The organism is Streptomyces poriferorum, assembly GCF_019399235.1.
Lineage (GTDB): Bacteria > Actinomycetota > Actinomycetes > Streptomycetales > Streptomycetaceae > Streptomyces > Streptomyces poriferorum.
Window position 1 is genome coordinate 71,544 of the sequence record NZ_JAELVH010000001.1, and the last position, 22,752, is coordinate 94,295.

The following is a 22,752-nucleotide window of genomic DNA, read 5'->3' on the forward strand; positions in this document are numbered from 1 at the left end:
CGATCCGCCCGGCACGGCCGGGCAACGAGCATGTCGGGCGGCACGGGCGTGAGGCGTGCGCCAAGTCGGACCGGGGCGCCCTTCCTCCAACTCCGGGTCGCTTCCGCCCGGAACTCAGCTGACGTCCCCTCCGTGCCGAGGCTTCGGAGCACCTGGTGGCACGAAGCACGCGGTGACAGTCTTGCCCGATGCCTGCGGATGCGTGGCCCAGCCATCGGCGAGCGCATCGACGATGGCCAGTCCCCGCCCTCCGGTCGTCGTGAGGTCCTCGGACTGCTTGGCAGGAGGAACAGGGTCGGAGTCGTGGACACTCACGTGCAGGCAGTGGCTGTCCCAGGTGAGTACCAGCTGGGCGTCGCTGTGCGCGTGTATGTGCGCGTTGGTGATCAGCTCGGAGACACTGAGCAGTATCGCGTCCACCGTCTCGGGGGCGCTCCCGGTCCACTTCAGGGACATCAGGTGTTCCTGCGTCCACCGACGGCCGGCCCGCACGCCTTGCGACACCGGAAACGATTGCGCCCATCCAACCGCGCGCAGCGACGTGTCCTTCGCCATCGGTCCTCCCTCACTCCGCTCTCCTCCCTCTCCTACCCCCGGCTGCGAAGCACACCCCCGGAACCCCCACACAGCCCGGTCGCCGTCCCGAAGCCGAGGCGGAATCGGGGTCTGCCCTCGGGATATCAGGGCACACGCACTGCACGCCTACGAGAGGAGCACTCCATGCTCGGCATAGCCGCGGCCGTCCTGTTCGTCATCTCTTTCCTGATCAACGCAGCAGACATCACCACCAACGACGTCTTCTCCTCCGTGAACCTCATGCTCCTGGGTCTGGCACTTCTGGCCCTGCACGTAGCGGGAATCGGAGCCGGCCGCCCCTCCCGCAGACGCTGACGGCACCGGCGGGAACCCGGCGGAGGAGCGCGCTCATCAGGGCTCCTCCCCCGCACCACGCTGAACGTGTCTGCCAACCCCGTAAAGGCAAATCCACCCCGGTACTTCAGCCGGACCTTGGTGTTCTGCATCGGCGAGCGCCCGTTCGACCAGGCGTGTGCCGACGGCCGGTCCGCGGGACGCACTGCGCTCCACGATGCGCGCGGCCGTCCGGCGCATGAGAGAGGTGGGGCGTGTGCCGCTCCCTGTGCGGACGGGGAGGTCCCTTTGAGGGCCGAGGCGCTGTCATCGTGTGGTGCCTCCGCGTGAACCGCGGACCGGCCGGGACCTTGGCGGTCCCGGCCGCCGCACGTCATGGCGCGTGCTCGTCCTGCGGCGGAGCGGCGAAGTGCGATCCGGTCAGGGACCGGAGTTCTTGGTCAGCCCAGGAAACTCAGACGCACCTGACGGTTGGCATTGTCGACGTTCGCGTCGCCCAACGTCCGTTGAGGCAATCCCGAGCGTAGCGGGCGGCCGTCCTACGCTTAAAGGCGTCGGCCGGAATGACCGAGGAGTACAAGCAGTCCCAGCCACCGCCCCGACGCGAAGTGGGACCGCGACGATGCCTACAACTTCGCCATTACCAGGAACGGCGGGCTCATCGGCATGTGCTCGACATACCGCGGCGCCGAACCCCAAGGCTGACTACATGGGGTATCGGCTGCACCCTGCCGTCACGCCGACCGCCGCTGGTGCGTGCACCGGCGGCGCTTGTCAGGAAGCACCTGGGTGATGCCCTGACCGTCACAGTGCTCCAGCAGGGGAACGGTGACGCGTCGGCTGGTGTCCAGGGCGCGACTCGCCGTTCCCACGGTGAACGGTTGGTCGAGTTCGCTCAGCCGGTCGGCCGCCAGTCGGGGGGCGTCCGGCAGCAGCACCACGTGCTCCGCGAGCCGCAGTACCGCTCCGTGGCGCACCGCCGCGGCGAGCTCACGGCGGCCGAAGCCGAGTTCCAGGAGCCGCTGGGCGTTGGGGGCGGCGAAGGGCCTCCCGTCGAGTTCAGCGGTGAGCCGGCGCACCGCGTCCGCCACAGGGGCGGGCTGTGCCGTGGGCCCGGCGGTCACGCGCCCGCGGCTCATCCGCAAGGGCGGCGTGACCAGTGCCTCGACGAGGGAGACCGCCGGCAGCCCCAGACGATGTCGGGCGGCCTCCACCGGTATGCCGTCCTCGGTGGGCCGCTCGGAGAGGTACGCCGCCACCAGTTCGGCCAGCCGGGCGCGCAGGGTGGTCCAGTGTGCAGGGTCGGCGAGCCAGTCCCCCACGACAGGCGCGGTGTGGACTGCCACCCCCATCGCGGTCAACTGCCCCCGTCTGACCAGAAGTCGGCGCCGCAGCTCGGCGGCCTCGGCCGGTGCGCCGTGGGCGTCGCCCAGCTCGGCGGCCCGCCGTGCCGCCGCGCCGCGGCGCCGCAGTTCCGGTGGCTGGGGGTCGAGCACCGTCAGACCGGCGAGCACCCGTCGCAGGCCGGGGTCGCGCAGCACCGCGCGGTCGCCGATGCGCAGCGGAAGTGGTTCCGGCAGGGTCAGGCGGACGAGGTCCGGACCGAGCGACCGTACGCGCACGGGCACCGCCGCCGAGCCGATGTGGGCGACAGCGGTGCGGGGCAGTTCTGTGGCAGGTGCTCCACCGTGTACGCGCACGTCGCAGCTCAGGCAGGGGAGGAAACTGCCGGGTGTGAGCAGGGCGTCACCACGGCCCGTCGACTCCTTTTCGAGGCCTCGGAGGTTGACGGCGACGCGGGCGGTGGCCCGCACCAGGGTGGTCTCCTCGCCGAGGGCCTGCAGCCCTCTGACGCGCACGGGGCTGCCGGAGCGTGCGGTCACCAGGACGTTGCCCCTGCGGATCCGCCCCGCCCCGAGGGTCCCGGTGACCACCAGCCCGCTGCCGCGCACGGTGAAGGACCGGTCGATCCACAGCCGCACCGGGGATTCGGCGTCCCCTTCCGGCAGTCGCGCGACCAGCCTGTCGAGGGCGGCGCGCAGCTCGGCGAGTCCCGCGCCGGTGCGGGCGCTGACAGTCACGGTGTCGACGCTGCCGAGGGTGCTCGACCGGATCCGGTCCTGTGCCTGCGCCGTGGCGGGACCGGGGTCGGCCAGGTCGCAGCGGGTGATGACGAGCAGTCCATGCCGTACGCCGAGGGCGTTCACGGCGGCGAGGTGTTCGGCGGACTGGGGCTTCCAGCCTTCGTCGGCGGCGACGACGAACAGCACGGCGGGCACGGGTCCCACGCCGGCCAGCATGGTGGGCACGAACCTCTCGTGTCCCGGGACGTCGACGAACGCCAGCCGTTCGCCCGATGGCAGATCCGTCCATGCGAAGCCCAGGTCGATGGTCAGGCCACGGCGCCGTTCCTCCGCCAGCCGGTCGGGGTGAGTGCCGGTCAGTGCGTGGATCAGTGTGCTTTTGCCGTGGTCGACATGCCCGGCCGTCGCGATGACCCGCATGTTCACCGCCCCGCCGCGCGCAGCACCGCGGCGAGGATGTCGCTGTCGGACTCCTCCGGTACGCACCGGAGGTCCAGCAGCAGCCGGCCGCGCACCACCCGCCCGAGCACGGCCGGTTCACCGGTGCGCAGAGGTTCTGCCAGGTCGTCGGGGAGGCTGAGCGCACAGGAAGGCAGAACGACCCCGGGTGCGCCGCCTCCTCCGACCACCGCCTCGTGGGGTACGACGCGGGCGTCCAGCCCTCGGCGGCCAGCATCCTCGGCCAGGCGCAGCGTGCGGATGCGCAGCTGCGGCAGCGGCATGTGCACGGCTGCGTGCACGGGGGGCTCGGGACCGCGCAGTGTCACTTCCAGCGCGGCCAGGGTGAACTTGTCCACGCGCAGGGCTCGGGCCAGCGGATGGCGGCGCATCCGTTCCACGACGGCGGCCGCGCCAAGGACCAGCCCGGCCTGCGGCCCGCCGAGCAATTTGTCCCCGCTGGCGGTGACCAGGGTGGCCCCGTCGCGCAGGGCCGTGGCCGCGTCGGGCTCGTCCGGCAGCACCGGGTCGGGAGCGAGGAGGCCGGAGCCGATGTCGACCACGACGGGAAGGCCGAGGGACGCCAGTTCCTCGGTCCCCACTCCCCCGGTGAAGCCGCTCACCGTGAAGTTCGACGGGTGGACCTTGAGGATGAATCCGGTGTCCGGGCCGGCGGCGTCCGCGTAGTCGCCGAGACGGGTCCGGTTGGTGGTGCCGACCTCGCGTATCCGTGCGCCGCAGGAAACCAGCAGTTCGGGTATCCGGAATCCGTCGCCGATCTCGACGAACTCGCCCCGGCTGAGCAGGATGTCGCGCCCCGGGGCCAGCGTCACCGCCGCCAGGGCCAGGGCGGCGGCTCCGTTGTTGACCACGTGAACCGCCTCCGCGGCCGGCACCGCTTCCCGCAGGGCAGCCATGGCGCCGCGGCCGCGTGGCGCCCGTCTGCCGGTGCTCAGGTCCAGCTCGACGTCCGTGTATCCGCCTGCCGCCGCCATGGCCTCCAGCGCGGACCGCGACAGCGGGGCCCGTCCCAGGTTGGTGTGCAGTACGACGCCGGTGGCGTTGTGCACGGGGCTCAGTCCGCCTGTGTGTGCGGGGAGCGCGGCAAGTGCGGCGTGGACCGCGTCGCCCGGGCCGATCCGTCCTTCGCGTACGAGTTGTTGGGCGGTGCCGACCGCGGCCTTGACGAGGGGCCTGCCCAGCCGTGCGGACGCCTCGCTCAGCCGGGGGTCGCCGAGGAGCACCGTGGTGCTCGGCACCTGCCTCCGGATGTCCGCAGGCGGCTCGTCCGTCGTGTCCGCCACCCGTGCCACCCCGATCGAAGTCAGCGGAGGCGGACGGGAATCGAACCCGCCTGGCCCGGTTCCCGGACCACACCGATTTTGAAGATCGGGAGGGGCACCAGCCCACCTAACGCCTCCGGAGCAAGATTGTGGTCCCCGCACACTCCTGGGGCAAGAGGTGAAATGATCTCCGTATGAAGCCAGTTGGCCCTGCCTCCGTACCGGCCGCGCCCGTGCGGCTGACCCAGTTCGCACACGGCGGCGGCTGCGCCTGCAAGATTCCTCCGGGGGAACTGGAGGCGATGGTCGCGGGACTGCTGCCGTCCTGGAATCCCGGACAGGCTCTCGGCGGCGGCGAGGACCGGCTGCTGGTCGGACTCGATGACGGTGACGACGCCGCCGTGGTGCTGACGGGTGACGGCACCGCCCTGGTGTCGACGGCCGACTTCTTCACACCCGTCGTGGACGACGCCCGCGACTGGGGCCGGATCGCCGCGGCCAACGCGCTGTCCGACGTCTACGCGATGGGCGGCCGGCCCGTCGTCGGGCTCAACCTACTGGGCTGGCCCCGTGACGTACTGCCCGCGGAGCTGGCCCGGGAGGTCCTGGCAGGTGCGCTCGAAGTGGCCCGCGAAGCCGGCTGCTTCGTCGGCGGCGGCCACAGCATCGACAGCCCGGAACCGCTCTACGGAATGGCCGTGACGGGCCTGGTGGATCCGGACCGGCTGCTGCGCAACGACGCCGGCCGGCCGGGCGTGCCGCTGACCCTGACCAAACCGCTGGGCGTCGGCATACTCAACAACCGCCACAAACGGACCGGCGAGGTCTTCGCGCACGCCGTCGCCACCATGACGGCGCTCAACGACAGGGCAGCCGCGGCTGCCCTGGAGGCCGGCGCCGTGTGCGCCACCGATGTGACCGGATTCGGGCTGCTCGGCCATCTGCACAAGCTGGCCAGGGCCAGCGGCGTCACGGCCGTGGTGAACGCCGCCGCCGTCCCCGTACTCGACGGCGCCCGGGAGTCCCTGCGGGCCGGGTACGTCAGCGGCGGAACCCGGCGCAACCTCGACTGGGTGCGCCCGCACCTCGACGCGGGACGGGCGAGCCAGGATGAGCTGCACCTGCTTGCCGACGCACAGACCTCCGGCGGGCTGCTGGTCGCCGGCGAAATACCCGGACATCTGGTCATCGGGGAACTGATTCCCGCCGTGGCCGGCACCACACTGGTGATCCGCTGAGCACCGCGAACGGCCGCGGGTCCGCGGGCGAGGCCCGCGGACCCGCGGCCGGGCCGCTACCGGTAGCGGATGTGCAGGTGGTTGTCGTGGTTGGCGTAGCTCGTGGTCAGCCCTTCCGAGATCAACTGCGGGTCGTTGAAGAAGATCAGCTGGACGTGGCCGGGGGCCTTCGCGCGGATCTCCTGCACGAGCCTGCGGGTGGCCGCCCGGTCGTACGTGCTCGACTGCCAGGTGATACGCCCCGCAGTGCACTGCGCCGAGTCGGTGCGGGCGGGCCACACGTCGATGTCCATCCCAACTTCGTGGCTGCCGTGGCCGGGAATGTCCCCGCCGTGCTCGAAGCCGGCGTCGCCCACCGGCAGTCTGCCGTTCCCTGTGGCGGCAAAGGTGGCGGCGGCGGCCTCCAGCTGGCCGACGGCGCCGGCTGTCGCCCAGTGCGCACCCGCGTTGCCGTCGGGGCTCTGTGCGCACATCGTGCTGCCGCCGAAGTTGATGTTCTCGTAGTGCCACAGCAGGTTCTGCCAGGTGGTCGGCCCGACGACGCCGTCCGCGCTGATCCCCGCATGGGACTGGAAGGTGCGGACGGCGGTGCCGGTGGCGGGTCCGAAGGCCCCGTCGGCCGTGAGTCCGGCGCCCCGCTTGGCGTTGAGCAGCGACTGGAGGGCCGTCACCGCCGGCCCGTTGTCACCCTGGCGGACGGTGATGGCGAGGGCGCCCCAGGTAGCGGGCCCCACGACGCCGTCCGCGGTCAGGCCTTTGGACTGCTGGAAGCCCACCACGGCGCTCTGCGTGCCCGAGCCGAAGGCGCCGTCCACCGCTACAGAGCGGCCGTGCGCGGCAAGCAGGTGCTGAAGCGCGACGACGTCGGAACCCCGGCTGCCATTGCTGGCCAGCGGGAACGCCGCCTGCGGGAAGGCCTGCGCGGGGACGCCAAGCCCGAGGAACAGGCCCGCCAGAGCGGTGAACAGCGTGATGATGCGTGCGAGTCGTCTCACGGTGTCTGCCTCACATTCCTGTTCATTCGCCCGCTCACTTTCCGGACTGGAGGGCGCCCCAGGTAGCGGGGCCGACGATGCCGTCGGCGCCCAGCCCGCGCGAGGACTGGTAGTCGCGTACGGCCTGGGCGGTGCCCGAGCCGAAGACGCCGTCGATGGCCACCGTCCGGCCGAGCGCGGCGGTCAGGGCGCGCTGCAGCCGGGTGACGGCCTCTCCTGTCGAGCCGTTCTGGACGATCGGGGTGGATCCGCGGGACAGCAGGGCCGTCCAGGTCTTCGCGCCGACCACACCGTCCGCCGTGAGCCCCTTGCCGGCCTGGAAGTTCCGGGCGGCGGCGGTCGTGTCGGGCCCGAAGAACCCGTCGGGGGTGCCCGGGTCGAATCCGGCGGCCTTGAGCAGGCATTGGGCGGCCTTGACCCGGTCTCCGGTCGAGCCGCTCTGGACGGTGGTGTACGCGGTGAAGTCGAGGTTCGCCCCGGAACAGGTGGGCGTGGGCGTGGAGCCGTTGCCGACGTCCAGGTAGTCGCGGTCGATGTTGATCGAGTAGCCGCCGTAGGACTCGGTGACCTCGCCCGCGTACTGGTGGATCCGCTGGTGGTTGGACCAGTAGGAGGACGGCACGTAGGTACCGGTGTTGGTGTCGGCTGCGCCGTTCCACCACGCGTAGAAGAGGTGGTCGACGCGTGTGTAGGCACCGTTGTTGTACTCGGCGGCGGCGTCCTTGATGCCGGAGGCGGCGCTGGAGTAGAAGCCCGACAGGTAGCCGCTGCTGTGCAGCCGTTCGGTCCAGCCGGACAGGTACGACAGCACAGCCGCCTTGCAGGAGGCCGTGGAGGTGTACGCCTCGATGTCGCTGTAGATGGCGCTGCCCGCCGGGATGCCGAGGTTCGACGCGGCGGTGATGGCACCGGCGGCCGCGGTGACGCCCTGGGACTTGGCCGTGGCCGGGTCGGTGGACATCTTCAGCGAGTAGCTGGTGCAGGGTGCCTGGCGGCCGACGTCGATGGGGAACAGACGCCATCCGTTGGCGGTCTGGCTGGTCACCCAGCTCGCCGTCAGATTCGGCTGGGCGCAGCCGCGGAAGGATCCGCTGATGTAGACGCCGACCGCGCTGTACGGCGAACTCGCCTGCCAGGCGTTCATCGCGGCCTGCGAGGGCGCGGCGCAGGCGTCGAAGCCCTTGCCCTGGTAACTGCCGGGTTGCGGTCCGGCCGCGGCCAGGGAGGTGGCGTCGGAGCGCTGGGCCGCGCGGGGCAGCGCGGTGCGCTCGGCGCCCTCGGTGAGCTCGGCGGAGGCGAGAACGCCGCGTACGAGGTTCTCCGTCTCCGCTGTGTGGGCGGCGGTCACGAGGACGCCGGCGTCCTCGACCGCGATCTGGATGGTGTCGTTGCTGGAAGCGGCGGCCGGGGCGATGGCCTTGCCGCGCTGGGTCCGTGCGGTCGCCGCCGTCGCCTGCCCGGCGGAGCGGGCGGTGATGGGCTCCACGACGATGCCCGCCGAACGGCCGACGACTCCGGCGGGGCAGTCGTTCTGCTCGGCGGGCTCACCCAGGTAGACGGCGGGTCTGTCGAACCGGAGGCAGGCACGCGGGTTCTCGGCCAGATCGACCACCTGCCAGTCGGCGGGCACCTCGATGCGGTAGCCGTGGTAGGTGACGCTCCGCAGGCTCTCGGGCTGGGAATCTGCCTGGGCGGGGACGGGGGCGGCGAACGCGCCGGTACCGGCGAGCACCGCCAGCAGGGCAGTTCCGGCACGGGCGCGCCAGGGGATCCGGGAGGACATCGGTTCACTCCTACTCGAATGCGGGGGGGAGAGTGAGGGGCAGCGGCTCAGCAGGTCTGCTCCCGTCCGTCCACGGCGGTGCCTGCCCGTGGACGAACCGGAGCCTGATCGGCCGCGCACCCTGCGGCTGGTACGGGCCCGCCTTCCCCGGGCCGGACTCCGGCCCCGGGAAGGCGGGCTGCTGTGCGGGTACGGTGGCGACGTGCCGGTCAGACCCCGCAGTTGGGGGCTGACCAGGAGCGGCTGGTGCTGCCGTCCACGTGGGTGTGGTCGTTGTGGTTCGGGTAGCCGGGGCCGTAGATGCCGCCGAAGCCGTGCGAGCGAGCCCGCTGGGCGAGTGCGCAGAACGACGGGCTGCCGATCAGGTCGGCGGCGTCACCGTAGAGGTGCCGGCTGTTCGAGACACCGCCCGCCGCATTGTTGCAGGCCGTGGAGCGGAATCCGCTGGACACGACGATGGGCACGTCTCCCATCGCGTGCCGCAGGGCCTCAAGCTTCCACATCGTGCGCAGGCCGTTGGACTTGGCCGTCGCGGCGCTCACCGCGCCACCGGACCAGTCGGAGTTGCAGTTGTTCAGCTCGGCGTAGGTGAAGTGGATGGGGGTGCAGTCCGGGTCCTGCAGTGCGTAGATCTTGCTGAACGTCTGGGAACCCGCGATACCGTCCGCTCCGAGTCCGTACGCCTGCTGGAACTTGATGACCGCGGCCTTGGTCCGCGGGCCGAAGTTGCCGTCGACGGAGAGGATCTCGCCGTAGTCGACATGCCCGGCCACCCGGATCTGCAGCTGGGTCACGTCGGCTCCCGACATGCCTTCGGACAGGGTGCGGCCCCAGCTGTAGCACTCGTCGGCCTGGGCAGGGGCAGCGGTGGCCAGCACACCCCCTACCGTCGCAGCCATGATCATGACAAACGCTAGGGCGAGTTGGATCGTACGCCTCAACATGACGCCTCCGTTGTGAGTCCTTCCCGATTCCCCGCTAGAGGGTTGAGGCGAGTCTGACCTCCCCCTGCGTGACGTGTCCACACCATCACCATCTGCCACAGGACCAGACCTCCGACACAACTGGCTTACAGGACAAAGGAGTTGCGCCACCAGGGGCAATGCGGTGTCCGGCCCCGGCCGGAGTTGTCCGCCCGAGCGAGGCGAAGCCACTACTGCCGGACTCCGCAGGCGGCAGCGGCGATCAGCACGGAGCACACGACGGTCATGCCGCTCAGCCGCTCCGCGAGTCGGCCGTCCCAGCACTCCCCGTCTCCGGAGAGCCTGCGCAGGGCCGGGGTGAGTGCCCGGCCGGCTCCGAAGCCGAGTCCGGCGGCCAGGGCGGGCGCGTAGGAGCCCCCGGACAGCAGCACCGCTACCGCCATCGCGTACGGCGCACTCGCCGAGACGTAGGTGCGCACGCCCGTGCCGAGCTCGAAGCCGAACTGCAGCGCTCCGCGGGCAAGATGACGCCGCAGGACGTCCTGCGGTATCTGCCGGGCGTTCTGCGGCAGCCGCAGCGACAGCTTGCCCGCGTCACGCAACGCGGCGAGCAGCGCGACAGCCACGATCAGCCCTTGCCGCACGCCGACCGGAAGCGGCGTGAAGAGACCGGATACGAGCCACAGCACCCCGGCCGAAAGCGCCCCTCCGGCCAGCAGACCACAGGTGAACACGCCGAGGACCAGCGCCTGTCTGTACGTTGCCCGCCAACCTGGCGAGGCCAGCGCGAAAGCGCTGTTACGCGTTCAAACGGAGCCGGAGAGCGAGTAGCCGGCCAGACCACCGGTGATCGCCCAGGTCAGCACGGGGGCATGGAGGACGGCGGCGATCACCGCGATCCCCAGGGCCGCCACGGACAGAACGGGGTCGGTGAGCAGCGCCCGTACGGCACGGGCGCCGCTCGGCCGGTCCGCGGGACGGACGGACTCGCCCACCTAGACCGTCCCGGTCAGTGTGAGCCAGGTGTTCGGGCCGACCACTCCGTCGGCGGTCAGGCCGTGCAGGGACTGGAACGAGACGACGGCCTGCCGGGTGAGCGACCCGAAGTTGCCGTCGACGGTCAGCGCGGAACCGTGCTTGTTGAGCTGCCGCTGCGCGCCCCGTACGACATCGTTCACGTCTCCTTGGCGCACGGTGACCACCAGGACCGGCCAGGTCGCCGCGCTGACACTTCCCGTGGGGCTGAGTCCGTTCGCCGACTGGAACGCCTCGACCTGCGCCTCGGTGTCCGAACCGAAGATGCCGTCGACATCCGTGGGATGCCCGTGGTGGGTGAGCAGATGCTGGATGGTGAAGACGTCGGGCCCGGTGGCACCGCTGCCGATGGTCGGCCAGGTGACGGAGCCGGGGCAGTCGCAGTCGGTCGTCCAGCGGCAGATGGACTTCACCCAGCCGGAGCCGGTGTTGCGGTACCCGTCGTGGCACCGCCTCTCGATACCGCAGCCGCAACTGCCGCAAGCCGCGCTGTAGCGCCACAGCCAGCCGTCGTAGGTACCGGCGTAGCACTGGTTGGGCCGCAGGGTCCAGGTGACTCCGTCCGTCCGGTGGAAGCCGGTGTTCGTCCCCGAGGTCACACACGCGTCGGCATAGATGGTGCTGGGCCCGCAGCCCGGGGAGCAGTTGTGGTCCTCGGCGTAACTCGGGCATGCACCGGTCCAGATGTCGTACCCGTCGGCGTACGCCTCCCGGGCGGCGGAGAACACTCCCAGCGCGGCGAAGCCCGCGGCGGTCGCCGCCTGCAGCACGGTGCGCCTGGACGGCGCGAAGGAGGGAAGGGCCCCGCGCCCGGTCCGGGAGCGGCGGCCACCGCTCCCTGAGCGGCGCAGCGTGGGCACGTCCTGCAGTGAAGTCACGGCCGGCTCCTCGGCGTTGCGGGTGCGATGTCGTCGAGCAGCCGCAGCAGCGCGGTGGGTGAACCGAGCGGCTCGGAACGCACGATCCGGAGTTCCGGATCGATGGCCACCGCGTAGGGGGTGGCCGGGATGTCGTAGGCCGTGAACAGCTCCTGACGGTGGTCCCTGACCGGGACGGCGCCCTCGCCGGCCTGCGGCCCGGCGCCCGCGTAGAGCCCGAGCACCTGCGGGGCGGCCGCTTCGCCCTGGCGGACCGTCCAGGCACCGGCCTCGGCGAGCACCTGGCCGCAGGTACGGCAGTCCGCGTCGAGGAAGAGCAGCAGCGCGGCACGGCCCGGTGTCAGGAGGCCGTCGAGCCCTGCCGGATCGGGCCGGGTCGCATCGAGCCCGGGCGCCTGTGCGCCGGGGGCGATGCCCACCCGCCCGGGGCGGTGCGGCTGCGTTCGTGACAGCTGGTGCACCTGCCTGATGAGCCCCGAGACGACCAGCGCGAGCAGCGCGATCGCCGCCCACGAGGCAATCAGGGCGCTGGTGGTGAAGTCCATCGCGTTGGCACTCCTTCGGCGGTCCGGTGCACGGTGGCCATGTCCTGCTGGTGAGCGGGGGCCCTGGTCGGCGGGTGGACGGAGGCTGCGGTCGGCTCGTGCATGGCAGCGGGCAGGTACCACAACAGCGTTGTGCAGGCGGGAGCCGCGAGCATCAGTGTGATCAGCTCCGCCGTGGAGAGGCGTACGGGGCCGGCCCCGACGACGGCGGCGCCGCTCATCGCGAACACGGCGAGGGCCGCGGCCCGCCGGGTCACCCAGCGGCTCAGGGGCACATCCTGGCCGGAACAGCCGCACGGCCCTCCACGGCCGAGGGCAAGGACGTGACGCGTATAGCCGGCGTAGAGCGCGAAGAGGGCGGCTCCCGCGACGAGTACGGCCTGCAGCCCCCGCTGGTGACCTGTAACGAGCGCGGCCGCGCCCGCCGCCCCCAGGACACCCTCCGCGACCGGCAGCACGACGGCCGCCGACCTGCGGAACCGCGGACCCAGCACGCCGTGCGCCCACAGCGCGTCGCCCAGTGCAGCCGGACTGGCGGCATGGGAGCCCGCACCCATGAGCAGGGTCAGGATGACGAGGGAGGCGGTCAGCCCGCCGAAGAAGCCGATCACCGGCGGATCACCCGGTGTGCCGCAGCGTGAGTCGCCCGACGAGTTCGGGCACCCTCTCGACGGGAGTCGATGCCAGTGGCACCACCGTGGCCCAGATCGCGGTGGAGGAGAGCACGAAGAACGGGCTGCCGTCGGAGAGCGTGTCGCGGAAAAGCTCGCCGGCCGCGACCGCCACCCCCTTCCAAGGCGGGAGCTGGGCGGTGTGCTCCTTCGTGCGCCGCGACAGCTCCAGCAGCCCGAGGCCGGGGACCTCCTTGATCAGCGTCGCGGGACGCGCGAAGGCGCTTCCGGCCGAGGGATCCGGCTGGAGGGTGAGCCCGTACTCGCTCTCCCCGATACGCACCGACCGGAGCAGCCCGAGCACCTCGGCCACGCCCATGCCGTACAACCGGGTCACGAGTGAGTGGCGCTCGCCACGCCACACGACGAGCGACGGCCGCTCAACGAGCCCCGAGCGCGGCTCGCGCTCGACCGACCGGAAGATGCGCAGCGCGCCCTTCTGGAAGGTGAGCTCGGATTCGGGTGACCCGATACCCAGGGAGGCGGCGACATCGTCCCCCAGAGAGGCCGGGCCGGCAGTGAATTCGACCAGCCGGCCACCGGCCAGGACCTCGACAGCCGAAGTGCACGGCGCCTGGAGGTCGATGTCGCCCTCCAAGTGGTACGTCCCACCATCGAGTGCGCGATGAGTGACGAACGATGCGGCCATGTGCATCCTCCCGGGGGCAGGGGGTCTGATGTGACACCGCAGCCGCTGAGGAAGCTAGACATAAGTCATGCCCCTGTCAATCTCTTGGGGTCGCCCAGAGCCGGATCAGCCACTGCGCGCGTCACGTTCCCCACCACTCATCCGGCGCTTGACCTGGGCCAGCGCTCCGCGGGAAGCGTTGGCGGTCCGTGTGACCCCAGGCTGCGGCGAGCTCCTCCGACAGCCGTCGCATGCCGTCGAGCACCTGCGGATCCCTCGTGAGCGCGACGGCTTCGGCGCATTCGCCGAGCGCCGCCTCCGCCTGCGGCAGTCGCCCGCACCGCAGTTCCACCTCGGCGAGCACCACGAGGGCGTAGGGCAGCACCCACGAAGAGCCCAGCGAACGGGCCAGTCGGACAGCGGCGTCGGCCAGTGCCGCGGCACGCACCTGGTCGCCCGCGAGGAGCTCCGCACCGGCGAGATTGCTCTGGTCGAAGGCGAGCAGTGTCGGGTCCCCCGTCCGCCTTGCTGTGGACACGGCGCGCCGCGCGATGTCCCGCGCCGCGTCCAGCCGTCCCTCTTCGCGTGCCAGTTCGCCTACGACGGACAAGGCGCTGGAGAGCAGGGTGGCGTCATCGCTCTTCTCGGCGGAGCGCAGGGCTTCCTCGGCGGCCTCACGGCTCTCGAGGAGCCGTCCCGAGACGAGCTGCGCGGCGGCGCGGCTCGGAAGCTCAGCCGCACCTGACGGTTGGCATTGTCGACGTTGGTGTCCACCAAACTCCGTTAAGGCAACCCGCAGGATAGACGCCGAACACCTCTCAGGTCGCACGATCTTGGTTCGGGACGGACGGTTGGTGCGGATGCCCCGCGAGACTGGCAGTCGCACCTGGGCGCCAGCCGCGATGCCCTGCGAGGCAGCCGGCACCGCCCATCCGGTGGTCAGGTCTGAGTACCTGCTGGTTGCGCTCGACGAGTGCCGCCAGGTCCACACCGGCCTGCACTTCAGCCCGGATCCCGTCACCGCCGGCCAGCTGCCGTCGGCACAGGGGCGGTGTACTTCGGTCGGATGTGGGGGCGCACGAGCAACATCCAGGTGCTCACCACGCCCCAAACAGCACCCGATTCAGGGAGTAGCGCTCCTCACCTGCGGAGAAGGAAACGGGAAACAGCATCGATCGCCTTGTCCGTCCGGCTGGCACTGCCGCACTCTTACCTGCGAACGCCTTCGCCTGGACGGTCGGTCAGGAGAGTCCCGTGCCACAGCCGTCCACCGGGTTCGGCGAGGAGTTGAGAAAGCGTCGTCTGGACGCAGGACTCAGCCTCACCACACTGTCCAGCGCCGTGCACTACAGCAAGGCGCAGCTGAGCAAGGTCGAACGAGGCATTAAGACTCCCAGCCGGGATCTCGTCCGTCTGTGCGACGCCGTCCTCCAGGCCGACGGAGCACTTGTCGCCCTGGCCGCCAGACCTGTTGCCGACACACCGCTTGTGCAGACTCCCGACGCGATCGATGAAGAGGAGTGGACCATGCAACTGTCACCGGACGGCCCGAGCTGGTTTCAGCCCTTAGGACGGCGAAGGGTCGTGGGGGCAGGCGCCGCATCGCTGATGAGATTGGGCATGGGCGGACCGGGACCGGTCGCCCCTTCTGCAGGTGCGGGCATGCTGGAGGCGTCCCGCTCTCTGTTCACGCACTACCGGCGTCTGGGGCAGAGCGTCGAGCCCGGGTATCTGCTTCCCGGCCTGATCGCCCAGACACACACACTGCGGGAACTGTCCGTGCATGTCGACGACGGCACCCGCCGGGATTTGTTGGCGCTCGGCTCCCGCTACGCCGAATACGTGGGCTGGCTGATGCAGGAGACAGGCGACGAGCACGCGGCACTCTGGTGGACCCAGCGCGCGGTAGATCTGGCAGCAGCCGGCGGCGACCACGCACTGGGCGGCTACGCATTGGTCCGCAGAGCGCTAATCACGTTGTACCAGGATGACGCGGCGCAGACGATCGCACTGGCGCAGCGGGCCCAGAGCGACACGCTGCCACCGCGGATCCGCGGGCTGGCGGCGCAACGCGAGGCGCAAGGCCATGCACTGGCAGGCGATCGTGACGCCTGTCTGCGCGCGCTGGACCGGGCCCGCACGCTCCTTGTCCGCAAGGACGGCGGCGCCGAAACTCCGGTGATCGGCAGCATGCACCTGCCAGACTCGGTCGGCATGGTCACCGGCTGGTGCCTGGTCGACCTCGGCCGTCCGCGGGAGGCGGCTGAGGAACTGGACCGGCAGCTCGCCCTGGTCTCTCGGGACGCGGTCCGCACCCAGGTGCGGTACGGGATACGAAGGGCTTTGGCCTACGCGTCGGAACGCGAGATCGGCCACGCCTGTGCTGTGACGGAGCCGCTTCTCGACGGGGTGGCCACGGTCAGGTCCGCCACCGTCACCATCGATCTTCGGCGTCTCGCCCGTCTCCTGGCTCGGCATCCCACGCACGCTGCAGTACGCCGGCTTGCTCCGCGCCTCGGCACCTTAACGCGCCCTCCCACATCCTGAAGAGAGGCTTTGAAATGACCGATGTATTCATCAACTACCGCACAGGGGACGGCGACAAGACGGCCGCCCTGATCGACCAGGAGCTCTCGCGTCGCTTCGGCAGTGGCCGGATTTTCCGAGCCTCGAAGTCCATCGCTCCCGGTCAGGCATATCCCGATGAACTGCTGGCGGGCCTGCGCCGCAGCGCGGTGGTTCTGGCTGTCATCGGCCCGGACTGGACGAATTTCCAGAGCCGGCTGCACGACCCCGAGGACTGGGTACGCAAAGAGATCATGGAGGCGTTCGACTGTGAGCTTGCCGTCGTCCCCGTACTTGACGGCCGGAAGACCGACCGGCTGAACAAAGCCGACCTGCCTGACGAACTGGCCTGGCTTACAGAGATCCAGTCCGTCCCGTTCAGCACACATGACACCGAGGCAGGTCTGAAACGCCTCGGTGACGTGGTGGCCGACATCGTCCCGGGTCTGCGCGACCTGGACCGGGACGCCGTCTCCCCGCTCACCCCGGACTCGGTGACCAACTCGATCGGGGACGTGAGCGGCACGGCCGTACAGAGCCGTGACTTCACCGGCGACGTTGGGGGCACCGTCATCAAAGCCTCCACCGGGCCCGTGCACACGGGCCAGGGCGACATCTATCAGAATTCCCGCAATGAGTCGGGTGGCCGGCACTTCTCGGGCAACGGGATGACGTACTTCGAGGGCGATCACCACGGTGACATCAGGCACCGGTTCGGTGAAGCCCAAGAACATGAGGGCGACGACCGGTGAGCGAGCGCAGCGGCAGTACATGGGTCACCAGCACGAGCGGGGCCCTGCACAACGGCACCGGGGACATGCACGTCACCTTCGGCGCCGACCAGCGGAGCTCGGGCAGACCTTCCTTCCGGCGCGTCGCCGATGACCAGCTCGCGTGGCTTCGACGCGTGCTGGTCGCTCCGCCCGGCATGGGGAACGCCCGCCTCCAACTGGCCGGCACTGGCACCGTGATCCTGGACGGCGCACCTGGCAGCGGCCGGACTTCCGCGGCCCGTGTACTCCTACGCGAACACCACACGGACATCGGCGCCTTCCGGGAGCTCTTGTCAGGCGAGGAAGAACTACCCCTCACCGACCCGGAGCTGGTCGGAGCCGGCGACCGCCTGCTGCTGGATATGTCGGCCGTCGAGGCCGAACGGTGGGCCGCCGCCCGGGGCGATCTCTCCGCCCTCCGCAAGGCGGTACACGAGCAGCACGCACATCTCGTAGTCGTCATGCCTCATGGGGGAATCCTCGACTCCGACCTGCAGCAGTACAGGATCGAGATTCAGCAGCCATGCCGCAAGCGGGTCCTGCGGCGGCACCTTCGTGTGCATGGGGTGCCGAGCGAGCACTACCTCCGCCCGGATGCCACAGTCACTGAATTCGTCAGCGAGCAGAGGCCACTGCGGGAGATAGCGGACTTCGCCGACCTGGTACGGCGTGCGCGCGAGGCCGGCGCGTGGAACGAAGGGTTCGCGCAGTGGTGCACAACTGCGCACAAGGCACGGGCCGACCGGCGAGAAGAGGTCGCCACCCTCGTCGCCACGTTGGGCGACAGTCCTCAGAGGGCACTGCTGATCACCGTCGCCATGCTCCACGGCGCTCACGCCGACGTCATCCATCGCGCCGCTCAACTCCTGCTGGATACTGTGGGTCTGCCGCCCGAAGATGTTCCGCTGCTGCAGCGTAGGGATCTCGCAGAGCGCTTGGTGGAAATCTCCGCCGGTGTCGGACCGGATGGTCACGTGCGGTTCGGGGAGTTGGACCACGACTCCGCCGTCCGCGCCCACTTCTGGGACCACATGCCCGACCTTCGCCAGTATCTGGGCATGTGGACCGCCCGCAGCGTGGCGCTGAACGGCCCGCACATCACCCAGGCACTCCGCGACGGCCTCGTGGCGAAGCTGGCCGGAGAGTATCTACGGACGGGTCGCCCGGAAGGACTGGCGTCGCTGGCCGAAGCCTGGGGCTCGACGGCCGCGAGCAAGGCTGGGCTGGAGGCCGCCGTCCAAGCACTCACCTGTGGTCTCGGTGATCGGGTACATGCACGGAGCCTCCGAGGCTGGATCTACCAGTGGTGCACCGGCAAGCAGCTCAAGGAGCAATTCGCCCAGGTCCTGGTCCAGGTCTGTGCCGACGTCGTCGCAGCCGGCCACCCCGACCAAGCCATGCTCCGGCTGTACTACCTGGCTCGCCGCGAGCACAGCACCGGCAGCGCGCTGCATGCGCTGAGCGACCTGGTGGAGACGAGCCACCGACTACGCCGTAGGTTGCTTCATCGGCTGGCACGCTCCGAACTCTCGCGGGCTGACCTCAGCATTTTCCTGCGGGTCGGAGTCGCCGAGGCGCTGACCGACCCGTACGACAACGGACGCACGCTGGCGGAGGAAGAGAGCGTGCAGTCGTCCGTGACCACCTGCTGGCGCGCCGTACTGAACGGGCTGCCTCGGCCAGCATGGCAACCGTACGCAGAACGCTGGATGCACGCAGCGTCTGATGACCGGCACGAGGGTGACCTCTTGCTCGAACTCCTCGTCAGTGCCGCCGACCGGTGCGAGGGCCGACGCGGTGCAGCCTTCGCCGCGCTCTACGCGAGCGCCCGCGACGCCGAACGCACCGCGCCCGTCGGATCCTCGCGCGCCGCGCTCACCACCGACCTGCTACTTCAGAAGATCTGCTCAGCTCAGCGCCTGAGCCGCCCGACCACACCGCCTCGCGCGGAATCAACCAGGGGGACCGAACCGTGACCACCGGACACAAGACGACAACCGTCTTCCTCACCATACTGTGCGGTCTGGTGCTGACCATTTTCGGCCTGACGGAACAGTGGCCCACATGGGCTTGGCCGCCCCTTGCGGTGATCCTCGTCGCGGCCCCCGGCGTGGCTTTCAAAATCGCCGGGCATCGCCGCGGCTCCGTGCCAGTCGCCTTCGAGGAACACCACACGGCGGCTCCCATCGAGCGCACGGAGCACCACGTCAGCCGAGTGGCACTTCCCAGTCAATGGCCCGACTACGACTTCTTGATCTCCGCAACTGTTCGCTGGTACGCCCTCGACGCTTCCCGTCCCGGCCGGGTACTGAACCCGGCGGGACTCGCCGTCGAATCCGTACTGGACCGTGCCCGAGTGGTCACCGAGCAGCGGGAGCCCGGTCGGGTCTCACTCGTCCAGCACGAGCTGAGCGGTGCGCTCAGCTCGCTGCTTCCTGACAGCACGGGGCAGCTCCACGCCATGGCGGAGGATGTGCGGCTCACCCTGCACGAGCACGACCAGGAACGCCTGGACAGCCTCGCCGGGGTACGCAAGGACCAGGCAGTCTGGGAGCACCAGCGGAAATACGAGCAGAGCAAGCGCAAGTACCTGGGCGAAGACGTGCTGAAGGACACCGGCAGCGCCGTGGTCTGGTGGCTCGCCAAGAACGACGAAAAGGTCGAGAGGACTGTGGAAGACCTCGGCTTGCTCGCCCGGCTTACTTCCGCGGCCAACGACACCGACGTTCCCGAACGGCTACGGGACCTCATCCCGCAGCCGCGTGAGGGGGAGGACGGCCAGGTGCTTACGGATCGGCAGACAGCCCCCCTCGGCCGGGCACCGACGGCCGCGGACCACCTCGCGGACGCGCTGACCGCTCTCAACCTCGAGGACGCGGACACCCAAAGGAGGTTACTGGCCAAGCAGTTCGCCGACGCCGTCAGGGACCAGGACCAGCATGAGACGGCTGACGATCTGGTGCGCCGGTTCGACCCGCCGGCGGCCTTCACCCCGGACGACGGAGAGCAGCCTGAGAGCACCGGCGCCGCAACCCGACCGACATCCGGGATCTGACCCTAGGAAAGGAACCAATGGAAGCCGAGTTCACCGCTCTCGCCGCCTCGGGAGCGACCACGTTGGTCTCACTCATGGTCACCGATTCTTGGACGCAGGCGCGTGCACTCGTCGGCCGGCTCTTGTCACGTGCTGATGCAGGCGGCACCACGATCGCCGACCTTGACGCCGCACGGACCAGGCTGCTTGCTGGCGACGCGGAAGCCACCTTTGAGATCACGGACCGATGGCACACGGACCTGTACAGGCTTCTACAGACGGCCGCTGTCACCAGCGCCGAGCTGCATGAGGTGCTGACCTCTCTCCGGCAGCTGGTCAACACATCCGTGGCCCGCCCGGTACCCGTACACAACAACGTCAACGGTGGAGTTCAGCACGGCCCGGTGATCCAGTCAGGCCGGATCACGGAGCTCACTTTCCATGTTCATGGCACCGGTGCCCCGGTGCAAGACTGAGATGCGCATGCGCACGAACCGGTCTCCCTTACGGGCCATCAGCTCAACTGGTGCATGGCCTACTTTCCAGGCGGGCGTTCGTTGGAGCTACGCCCCCGGTCCGGCGTCCGACGTGGGTGCTCCATACTCTCGCCGCATGCTGCCGCCTCCGTGTTGATTGCCTTACCAGTGGTGCCGCCGGCACCGGTTCGCACGCAGGGCGGAGGGCACCATCGGCGAGGAGACCGTGAAGTGCTGGCGGCGATCATCTCCGTGGCCACCTCCGGCTGCACCTGAACCAACTGCCACCGGGCTTCGGCCTTCCCGGGGCGACGGCCTCCCGGCGGTTCGCCGAGTGGGCCGAGGCCAGGCATCCGGGCGGAGCCAGTTGGACACGTCCACGACCCGCACGATCCGTCCGCTTGCCGCCCGGGGCACCGGCAGGCGGGTAAGTGCGCGAGGCAGTCGTGCTGGCTCGGCCCAGCCCCGGTCCAGGGCTGCATACAGAGCACCTTGGCCATGCCGGTGTTCGGCGGCCATCGACAGCTCGACGAGTATCATGACCGGCCCGTCCGCGCACAGGATCGCGTCCGTCAGCTCGAAGAGCGTGTCCGCACGGGCACACAGAGAATCGTAGAACTCGACCCGAAAGCGGGACAGCACGCCCAACGCCTCACCTGCGAACACCTGGCCAGGGACACTCATGGGCAGCAGCCGTTCTTTCGCAATTCGTGACTCGACATCTCGAAGCGTGGAGAACGGCCGTCTTCGCTGTCCCGGGGAGAACCGCAGATCAGCAGGTCGAGTGACCTGCAAGGTGAAACGCCAAGCTGAGGGCCCGGAGTAGAGGGCGTGATCGCGAACTAGGCCAATCGGGCGATGCCTTCAGGGGCTTCGGTGGGAGTACAGAGAAGGGGAGGGCAACATGTCAACAGACAGTGTGTCGTTGGGCAAGCAGTTGTGGCGCGGACTCGGCCTGGCGGTACGAGACGCGGCCAAGGAAGGCGTGCTGGCGACCTACCGCAACGAGTACGATCTCGGCTTCGACGAGGCGGCGCAGATCTGCATGGGTGTCCTGTCGGACGCCACGGACGAGCTGCTGGCGAAAATGAAGTCCGGGAACCTGTCCAAGCAGGAACAGGCGCTGTACGCACGGTTGACTGAGCTGACGAGCGAGATGGAGGGGCGCCTCCGGAGCGCCTGCGCGGCAGAGCCGACAAGAGCCGCCCTGCCGCCGCCGTCCGGCACCCCTCCCCGCAAGCCGAATCAGCTGTCCTGAAGCTCACTTCCGAGGGTCGGCCCCAGACGTCACGGCGTCGGACACGCAGAGGATCATGCCAGTGGCACCGCCAAACAAGGACGGAGCGGAGGCGGGGGATCGGTGGCTGACGAACGGTGCGGCGGGGTCAGAAAGTGGCAGACGTCGCGGACGCCTCATCCGCCTCCCACGGCAGGACGACCTGCTGGGGCATCCCAGATAGCGTCTGCACCAGGTCGGAGCGGTGCAAGGAGTGGCCGGACGCCAGAAGCAGCCGGACGTAGGTGTCCAGTACGCGCAGCAGCTCTTCCGGCACCCCGCGCGACGCGGGAGCCTCCCAGACGTCAGCGAGCGCTCTGTCCGCCTCATCCCCGGCCACCCGGAAGAATGAGTGTCGGTCCCAAGGGAGCATACGCTGCAGAGCGCCTCGGTCGCTCCGGCCGTTCCGGCTCATCAGGCGATTGCCTGCCAGTTCCAAGGCTCGGACCACCACCATCTCAGACACCGCGACCACCGCTGCTGTCGGCTGAGTCATTCCCTCTCCCCAACTGTGCGGACTTTACGCCCGCCACGGTCTCACGGCCCAGACTGAGCGGCCCGCTGCAGCGCCCAGTGGATCTCCTCGTAGCAGGACGTATACGCGTATCTCACAGTCTGCCAAATAGCAGGCCACTCAGGAGAATGCGAAGAAGTGCTGAGATTTCGACCACTACTCTGGGCCCGGCATCAGCTGGACTGACGCGGGCGTCCGCCGCTTCCGTATTGGTCCAGCTGGCGTTCGGGGAACCTCTCGGAGAAGGATTCATGATCATGATCGATGGTGCCACGTTGGACGCCCTAAACGCGGCGTCCCAGGGTTTCGTTCTCTACTCCGACATCTCCGACCGGCTGGGTACCGCGTCAGGGAACCCGGCCGAGAAACTCGACGCGGAGCACGTCGAAACGCTCCGGGCCGGGTTCCTGTTCTACCTGGGCACCGATGGCAGCTTCGTCGGCACGTACGTAGGAGCCGGGCGGCAGCCGTGGCCCCGTGATCTGTCCGAGATCAGCGGGCGGACGATGGAAATCTGGGCCGCGTACGCCGCAGAAGCCGACCACCCGGGCGTCCGTGGCCGCCTTCGCGACCTTCTGCACGCCGTCAGCGTCGGCCGTCCCAAGATCGAGCACCTTCGGGCGGCAGTGGATTCCTACGTCGAGTCGGCGGACTGGTTCGAAGCAGCGCCCCAGATGTCGGGCGGCAAGCTGCGCGCGGCAGACTCGCTCGTGCGCGCGTTCAAGCTCGCCCTCTCGGTGAAC

The 22,752-nt window shown here is 69.7% G+C and carries 23 protein-coding genes, 1 tRNA gene and 3 pseudogenes; 10 read left to right on the forward strand and 17 right to left on the reverse strand.

Annotation, left to right across the window (positions count from 1 at the left end):
* Positions 1-114: 114 nt before the first annotated feature.
* Positions 115-555 carry an ATP-binding protein gene (locus JGS39_RS00125; protein WP_219566399.1) on the reverse strand — a complete coding sequence of 147 codons (441 nt, stop codon included), beginning with the start codon at positions 553-555 and terminating at the stop codon, positions 115-117.
* 165 nt (positions 556-720) lie between these two features.
* Here JGS39_RS00125 and JGS39_RS00130 point away from each other — a divergent pair, with 165 nt between their 5' ends.
* Positions 721-891, forward strand: a complete 171-nt coding sequence (locus JGS39_RS00130) for a hypothetical protein (protein WP_219566400.1) — start codon at positions 721-723, stop codon at positions 889-891.
* 713 nt (positions 892-1,604) lie between these two features.
* Here JGS39_RS00130 and selB read toward each other — a convergent pair.
* The 3 genes from selB to JGS39_RS00145 form a co-directional block, all read right to left on the reverse strand.
* A complete protein-coding gene (gene selB / locus JGS39_RS00135; RefSeq protein ID WP_219566401.1) occupies positions 1,605-3,374 on the reverse strand; it encodes a selenocysteine-specific translation elongation factor in 1,770 nt (589 codons plus the stop codon).
* 2 nt (positions 3,375-3,376) lie between these two features.
* Positions 3,377-4,696: an L-seryl-tRNA(Sec) selenium transferase gene (gene selA, locus JGS39_RS00140; RefSeq protein WP_219566402.1), complete on the reverse strand. Its 1,320-nt coding sequence runs from the start codon at positions 4,694-4,696 to the stop codon at positions 3,377-3,379.
* A gap of 23 nt (positions 4,697-4,719) precedes the next feature.
* Positions 4,720-4,813: transfer RNA gene (locus JGS39_RS00145), tRNA-Sec, on the reverse strand.
* A 56-nt stretch (positions 4,814-4,869) separates the two neighbouring features.
* Between JGS39_RS00145 and selD the strand changes: the two genes are divergently transcribed.
* A complete protein-coding gene (gene selD / locus JGS39_RS00150) occupies positions 4,870-5,913 on the forward strand; it encodes a selenide, water dikinase SelD (RefSeq protein WP_219566403.1) in 1,044 nt (347 codons plus the stop codon).
* A 56-nt stretch (positions 5,914-5,969) separates the two neighbouring features.
* On the opposite strand, the gene JGS39_RS00155 is transcribed toward selD, so the two are convergent.
* The 10 genes from JGS39_RS00155 to JGS39_RS42065 all read right to left on the reverse strand — a co-directional run bounded on the left by JGS39_RS00155 (position 5,970) and on the right by JGS39_RS42065 (position 13,981).
* The gene (locus tag JGS39_RS00155) at positions 5,970-6,908 is read right to left on the reverse strand and encodes a penicillin-insensitive murein endopeptidase (RefSeq protein WP_219566404.1); all 939 of its coding nucleotides are present in this window, start codon (positions 6,906-6,908) and stop codon (positions 5,970-5,972) included.
* Positions 6,909-6,942: 34 nt separating this feature from the next.
* Positions 6,943-8,691 carry a glycoside hydrolase domain-containing protein gene (locus JGS39_RS00160; protein ID WP_219566405.1) on the reverse strand — a complete coding sequence of 583 codons (1,749 nt, stop codon included), beginning with the start codon at positions 8,689-8,691 and terminating at the stop codon, positions 6,943-6,945.
* Positions 8,692-8,900: 209 nt separating this feature from the next.
* Positions 8,901-9,635, reverse strand: a complete 735-nt coding sequence (locus tag JGS39_RS00165) for a D-Ala-D-Ala carboxypeptidase family metallohydrolase (RefSeq protein WP_219566406.1) — start codon at positions 9,633-9,635, stop codon at positions 8,901-8,903.
* Between the two features lie 209 nt (positions 9,636-9,844).
* The gene (locus JGS39_RS00170; RefSeq protein WP_308120072.1) at positions 9,845-10,348 is read right to left on the reverse strand and encodes a hypothetical protein; all 504 of its coding nucleotides are present in this window, start codon (positions 10,346-10,348) and stop codon (positions 9,845-9,847) included.
* 72 nt (positions 10,349-10,420) lie between these two features.
* Complete coding sequence (locus tag JGS39_RS00175; RefSeq protein ID WP_219566407.1) at positions 10,421-10,609, reverse strand: hypothetical protein; 189 nt, start codon at positions 10,607-10,609, stop codon at positions 10,421-10,423.
* Positions 10,610-11,527, reverse strand: a complete 918-nt coding sequence (locus tag JGS39_RS00180) for a peptidoglycan-binding domain-containing protein (RefSeq protein WP_219566408.1) — start codon at positions 11,525-11,527, stop codon at positions 10,610-10,612.
* Complete coding sequence (locus JGS39_RS00185; RefSeq protein ID WP_219566409.1) at positions 11,524-12,072, reverse strand: hypothetical protein; 549 nt, start codon at positions 12,070-12,072, stop codon at positions 11,524-11,526. The genes JGS39_RS00180 and JGS39_RS00185 overlap by 4 nt, the downstream gene beginning before the upstream one ends.
* Positions 12,048-12,683, reverse strand: a complete 636-nt coding sequence (locus JGS39_RS00190; RefSeq protein ID WP_219566410.1) for a MauE/DoxX family redox-associated membrane protein — start codon at positions 12,681-12,683, stop codon at positions 12,048-12,050. The genes JGS39_RS00185 and JGS39_RS00190 overlap by 25 nt, the downstream gene beginning before the upstream one ends.
* Positions 12,684-12,690: 7 nt before the next feature.
* Positions 12,691-13,392 (reverse strand): hypothetical protein, encoded by a 702-nt coding sequence (locus tag JGS39_RS00195; protein WP_219566411.1) that lies wholly within the window; start codon positions 13,390-13,392, stop codon positions 12,691-12,693.
* Positions 13,393-13,513: 121 nt separating this feature from the next.
* Entirely contained in the window at positions 13,514-13,981 is a 468-nt protein-coding gene (locus tag JGS39_RS42065) for a hypothetical protein (protein WP_443742887.1), read from the reverse strand.
* A 644-nt stretch (positions 13,982-14,625) separates the two neighbouring features.
* Here JGS39_RS42065 and JGS39_RS00205 point away from each other — a divergent pair.
* The 6 genes and pseudogenes from JGS39_RS00205 to JGS39_RS00230 form a co-directional block, all read left to right on the forward strand.
* Complete coding sequence (locus tag JGS39_RS00205) at positions 14,626-15,918, forward strand: helix-turn-helix domain-containing protein (RefSeq protein ID WP_219566413.1); 1,293 nt, start codon at positions 14,626-14,628, stop codon at positions 15,916-15,918.
* A 14-nt stretch (positions 15,919-15,932) separates the two neighbouring features.
* Entirely contained in the window at positions 15,933-16,688 is a 756-nt protein-coding gene (locus tag JGS39_RS00210) for a toll/interleukin-1 receptor domain-containing protein (RefSeq protein ID WP_219566414.1), read from the forward strand.
* On the forward strand, positions 16,685-18,685 hold the full coding sequence (locus tag JGS39_RS00215) for a hypothetical protein (RefSeq protein WP_219566415.1): 2,001 nt from the start codon (positions 16,685-16,687) through the stop codon (positions 18,683-18,685). The genes JGS39_RS00210 and JGS39_RS00215 overlap by 4 nt, the downstream gene beginning before the upstream one ends.
* Positions 18,682-19,764 (forward strand): hypothetical protein, encoded by a 1,083-nt coding sequence (locus JGS39_RS40470; protein ID WP_236062808.1) that lies wholly within the window; start codon positions 18,682-18,684, stop codon positions 19,762-19,764. Before JGS39_RS00215 ends, JGS39_RS40470 begins: the two co-directional genes overlap by 4 nt.
* A 17-nt stretch (positions 19,765-19,781) precedes the next feature.
* Positions 19,782-20,219: a hypothetical protein gene (locus tag JGS39_RS00225; protein WP_219566416.1), complete on the forward strand. Its 438-nt coding sequence runs from the start codon at positions 19,782-19,784 to the stop codon at positions 20,217-20,219.
* Between the two features lie 123 nt (positions 20,220-20,342).
* A pseudogene (locus tag JGS39_RS00230) lies at positions 20,343-20,569 on the forward strand (transposase); the annotation flags it as partial.
* Here the strand turns inward: JGS39_RS00230 and JGS39_RS00235 are convergent.
* Positions 20,550-20,867 (reverse strand): annotated as a pseudogene (locus tag JGS39_RS00235) (transposase); the annotation flags it as partial. The pseudogenes JGS39_RS00230 and JGS39_RS00235 overlap by 20 nt on opposite strands.
* A gap of 256 nt (positions 20,868-21,123) precedes the next feature.
* Here JGS39_RS00235 and JGS39_RS00240 point away from each other — a divergent pair.
* Complete coding sequence (locus JGS39_RS00240) at positions 21,124-21,477, forward strand: hypothetical protein (protein ID WP_219566417.1); 354 nt, start codon at positions 21,124-21,126, stop codon at positions 21,475-21,477.
* A gap of 127 nt (positions 21,478-21,604) precedes the next feature.
* Here the strand turns inward: JGS39_RS00240 and JGS39_RS00245 are convergent, their stop codons facing one another.
* Both JGS39_RS00245 and JGS39_RS00250 read right to left on the reverse strand, forming a co-directional pair.
* Complete coding sequence (locus JGS39_RS00245; protein WP_219566418.1) at positions 21,605-21,835, reverse strand: hypothetical protein; 231 nt, start codon at positions 21,833-21,835, stop codon at positions 21,605-21,607.
* Positions 21,836-22,356: 521 nt separating this feature from the next.
* Complete coding sequence (locus tag JGS39_RS00250; protein WP_219566419.1) at positions 22,357-22,590, reverse strand: hypothetical protein; 234 nt, start codon at positions 22,588-22,590, stop codon at positions 22,357-22,359.
* Between JGS39_RS00250 and JGS39_RS42070 the strand changes: the two are divergent.
* Positions 22,516-22,692: pseudogene (locus tag JGS39_RS42070) on the forward strand (hypothetical protein); the annotation flags it as partial. The gene JGS39_RS00250 and the pseudogene JGS39_RS42070 overlap by 75 nt on opposite strands.
* Between the last annotated feature and the right edge of the window lie 60 nt (positions 22,693-22,752).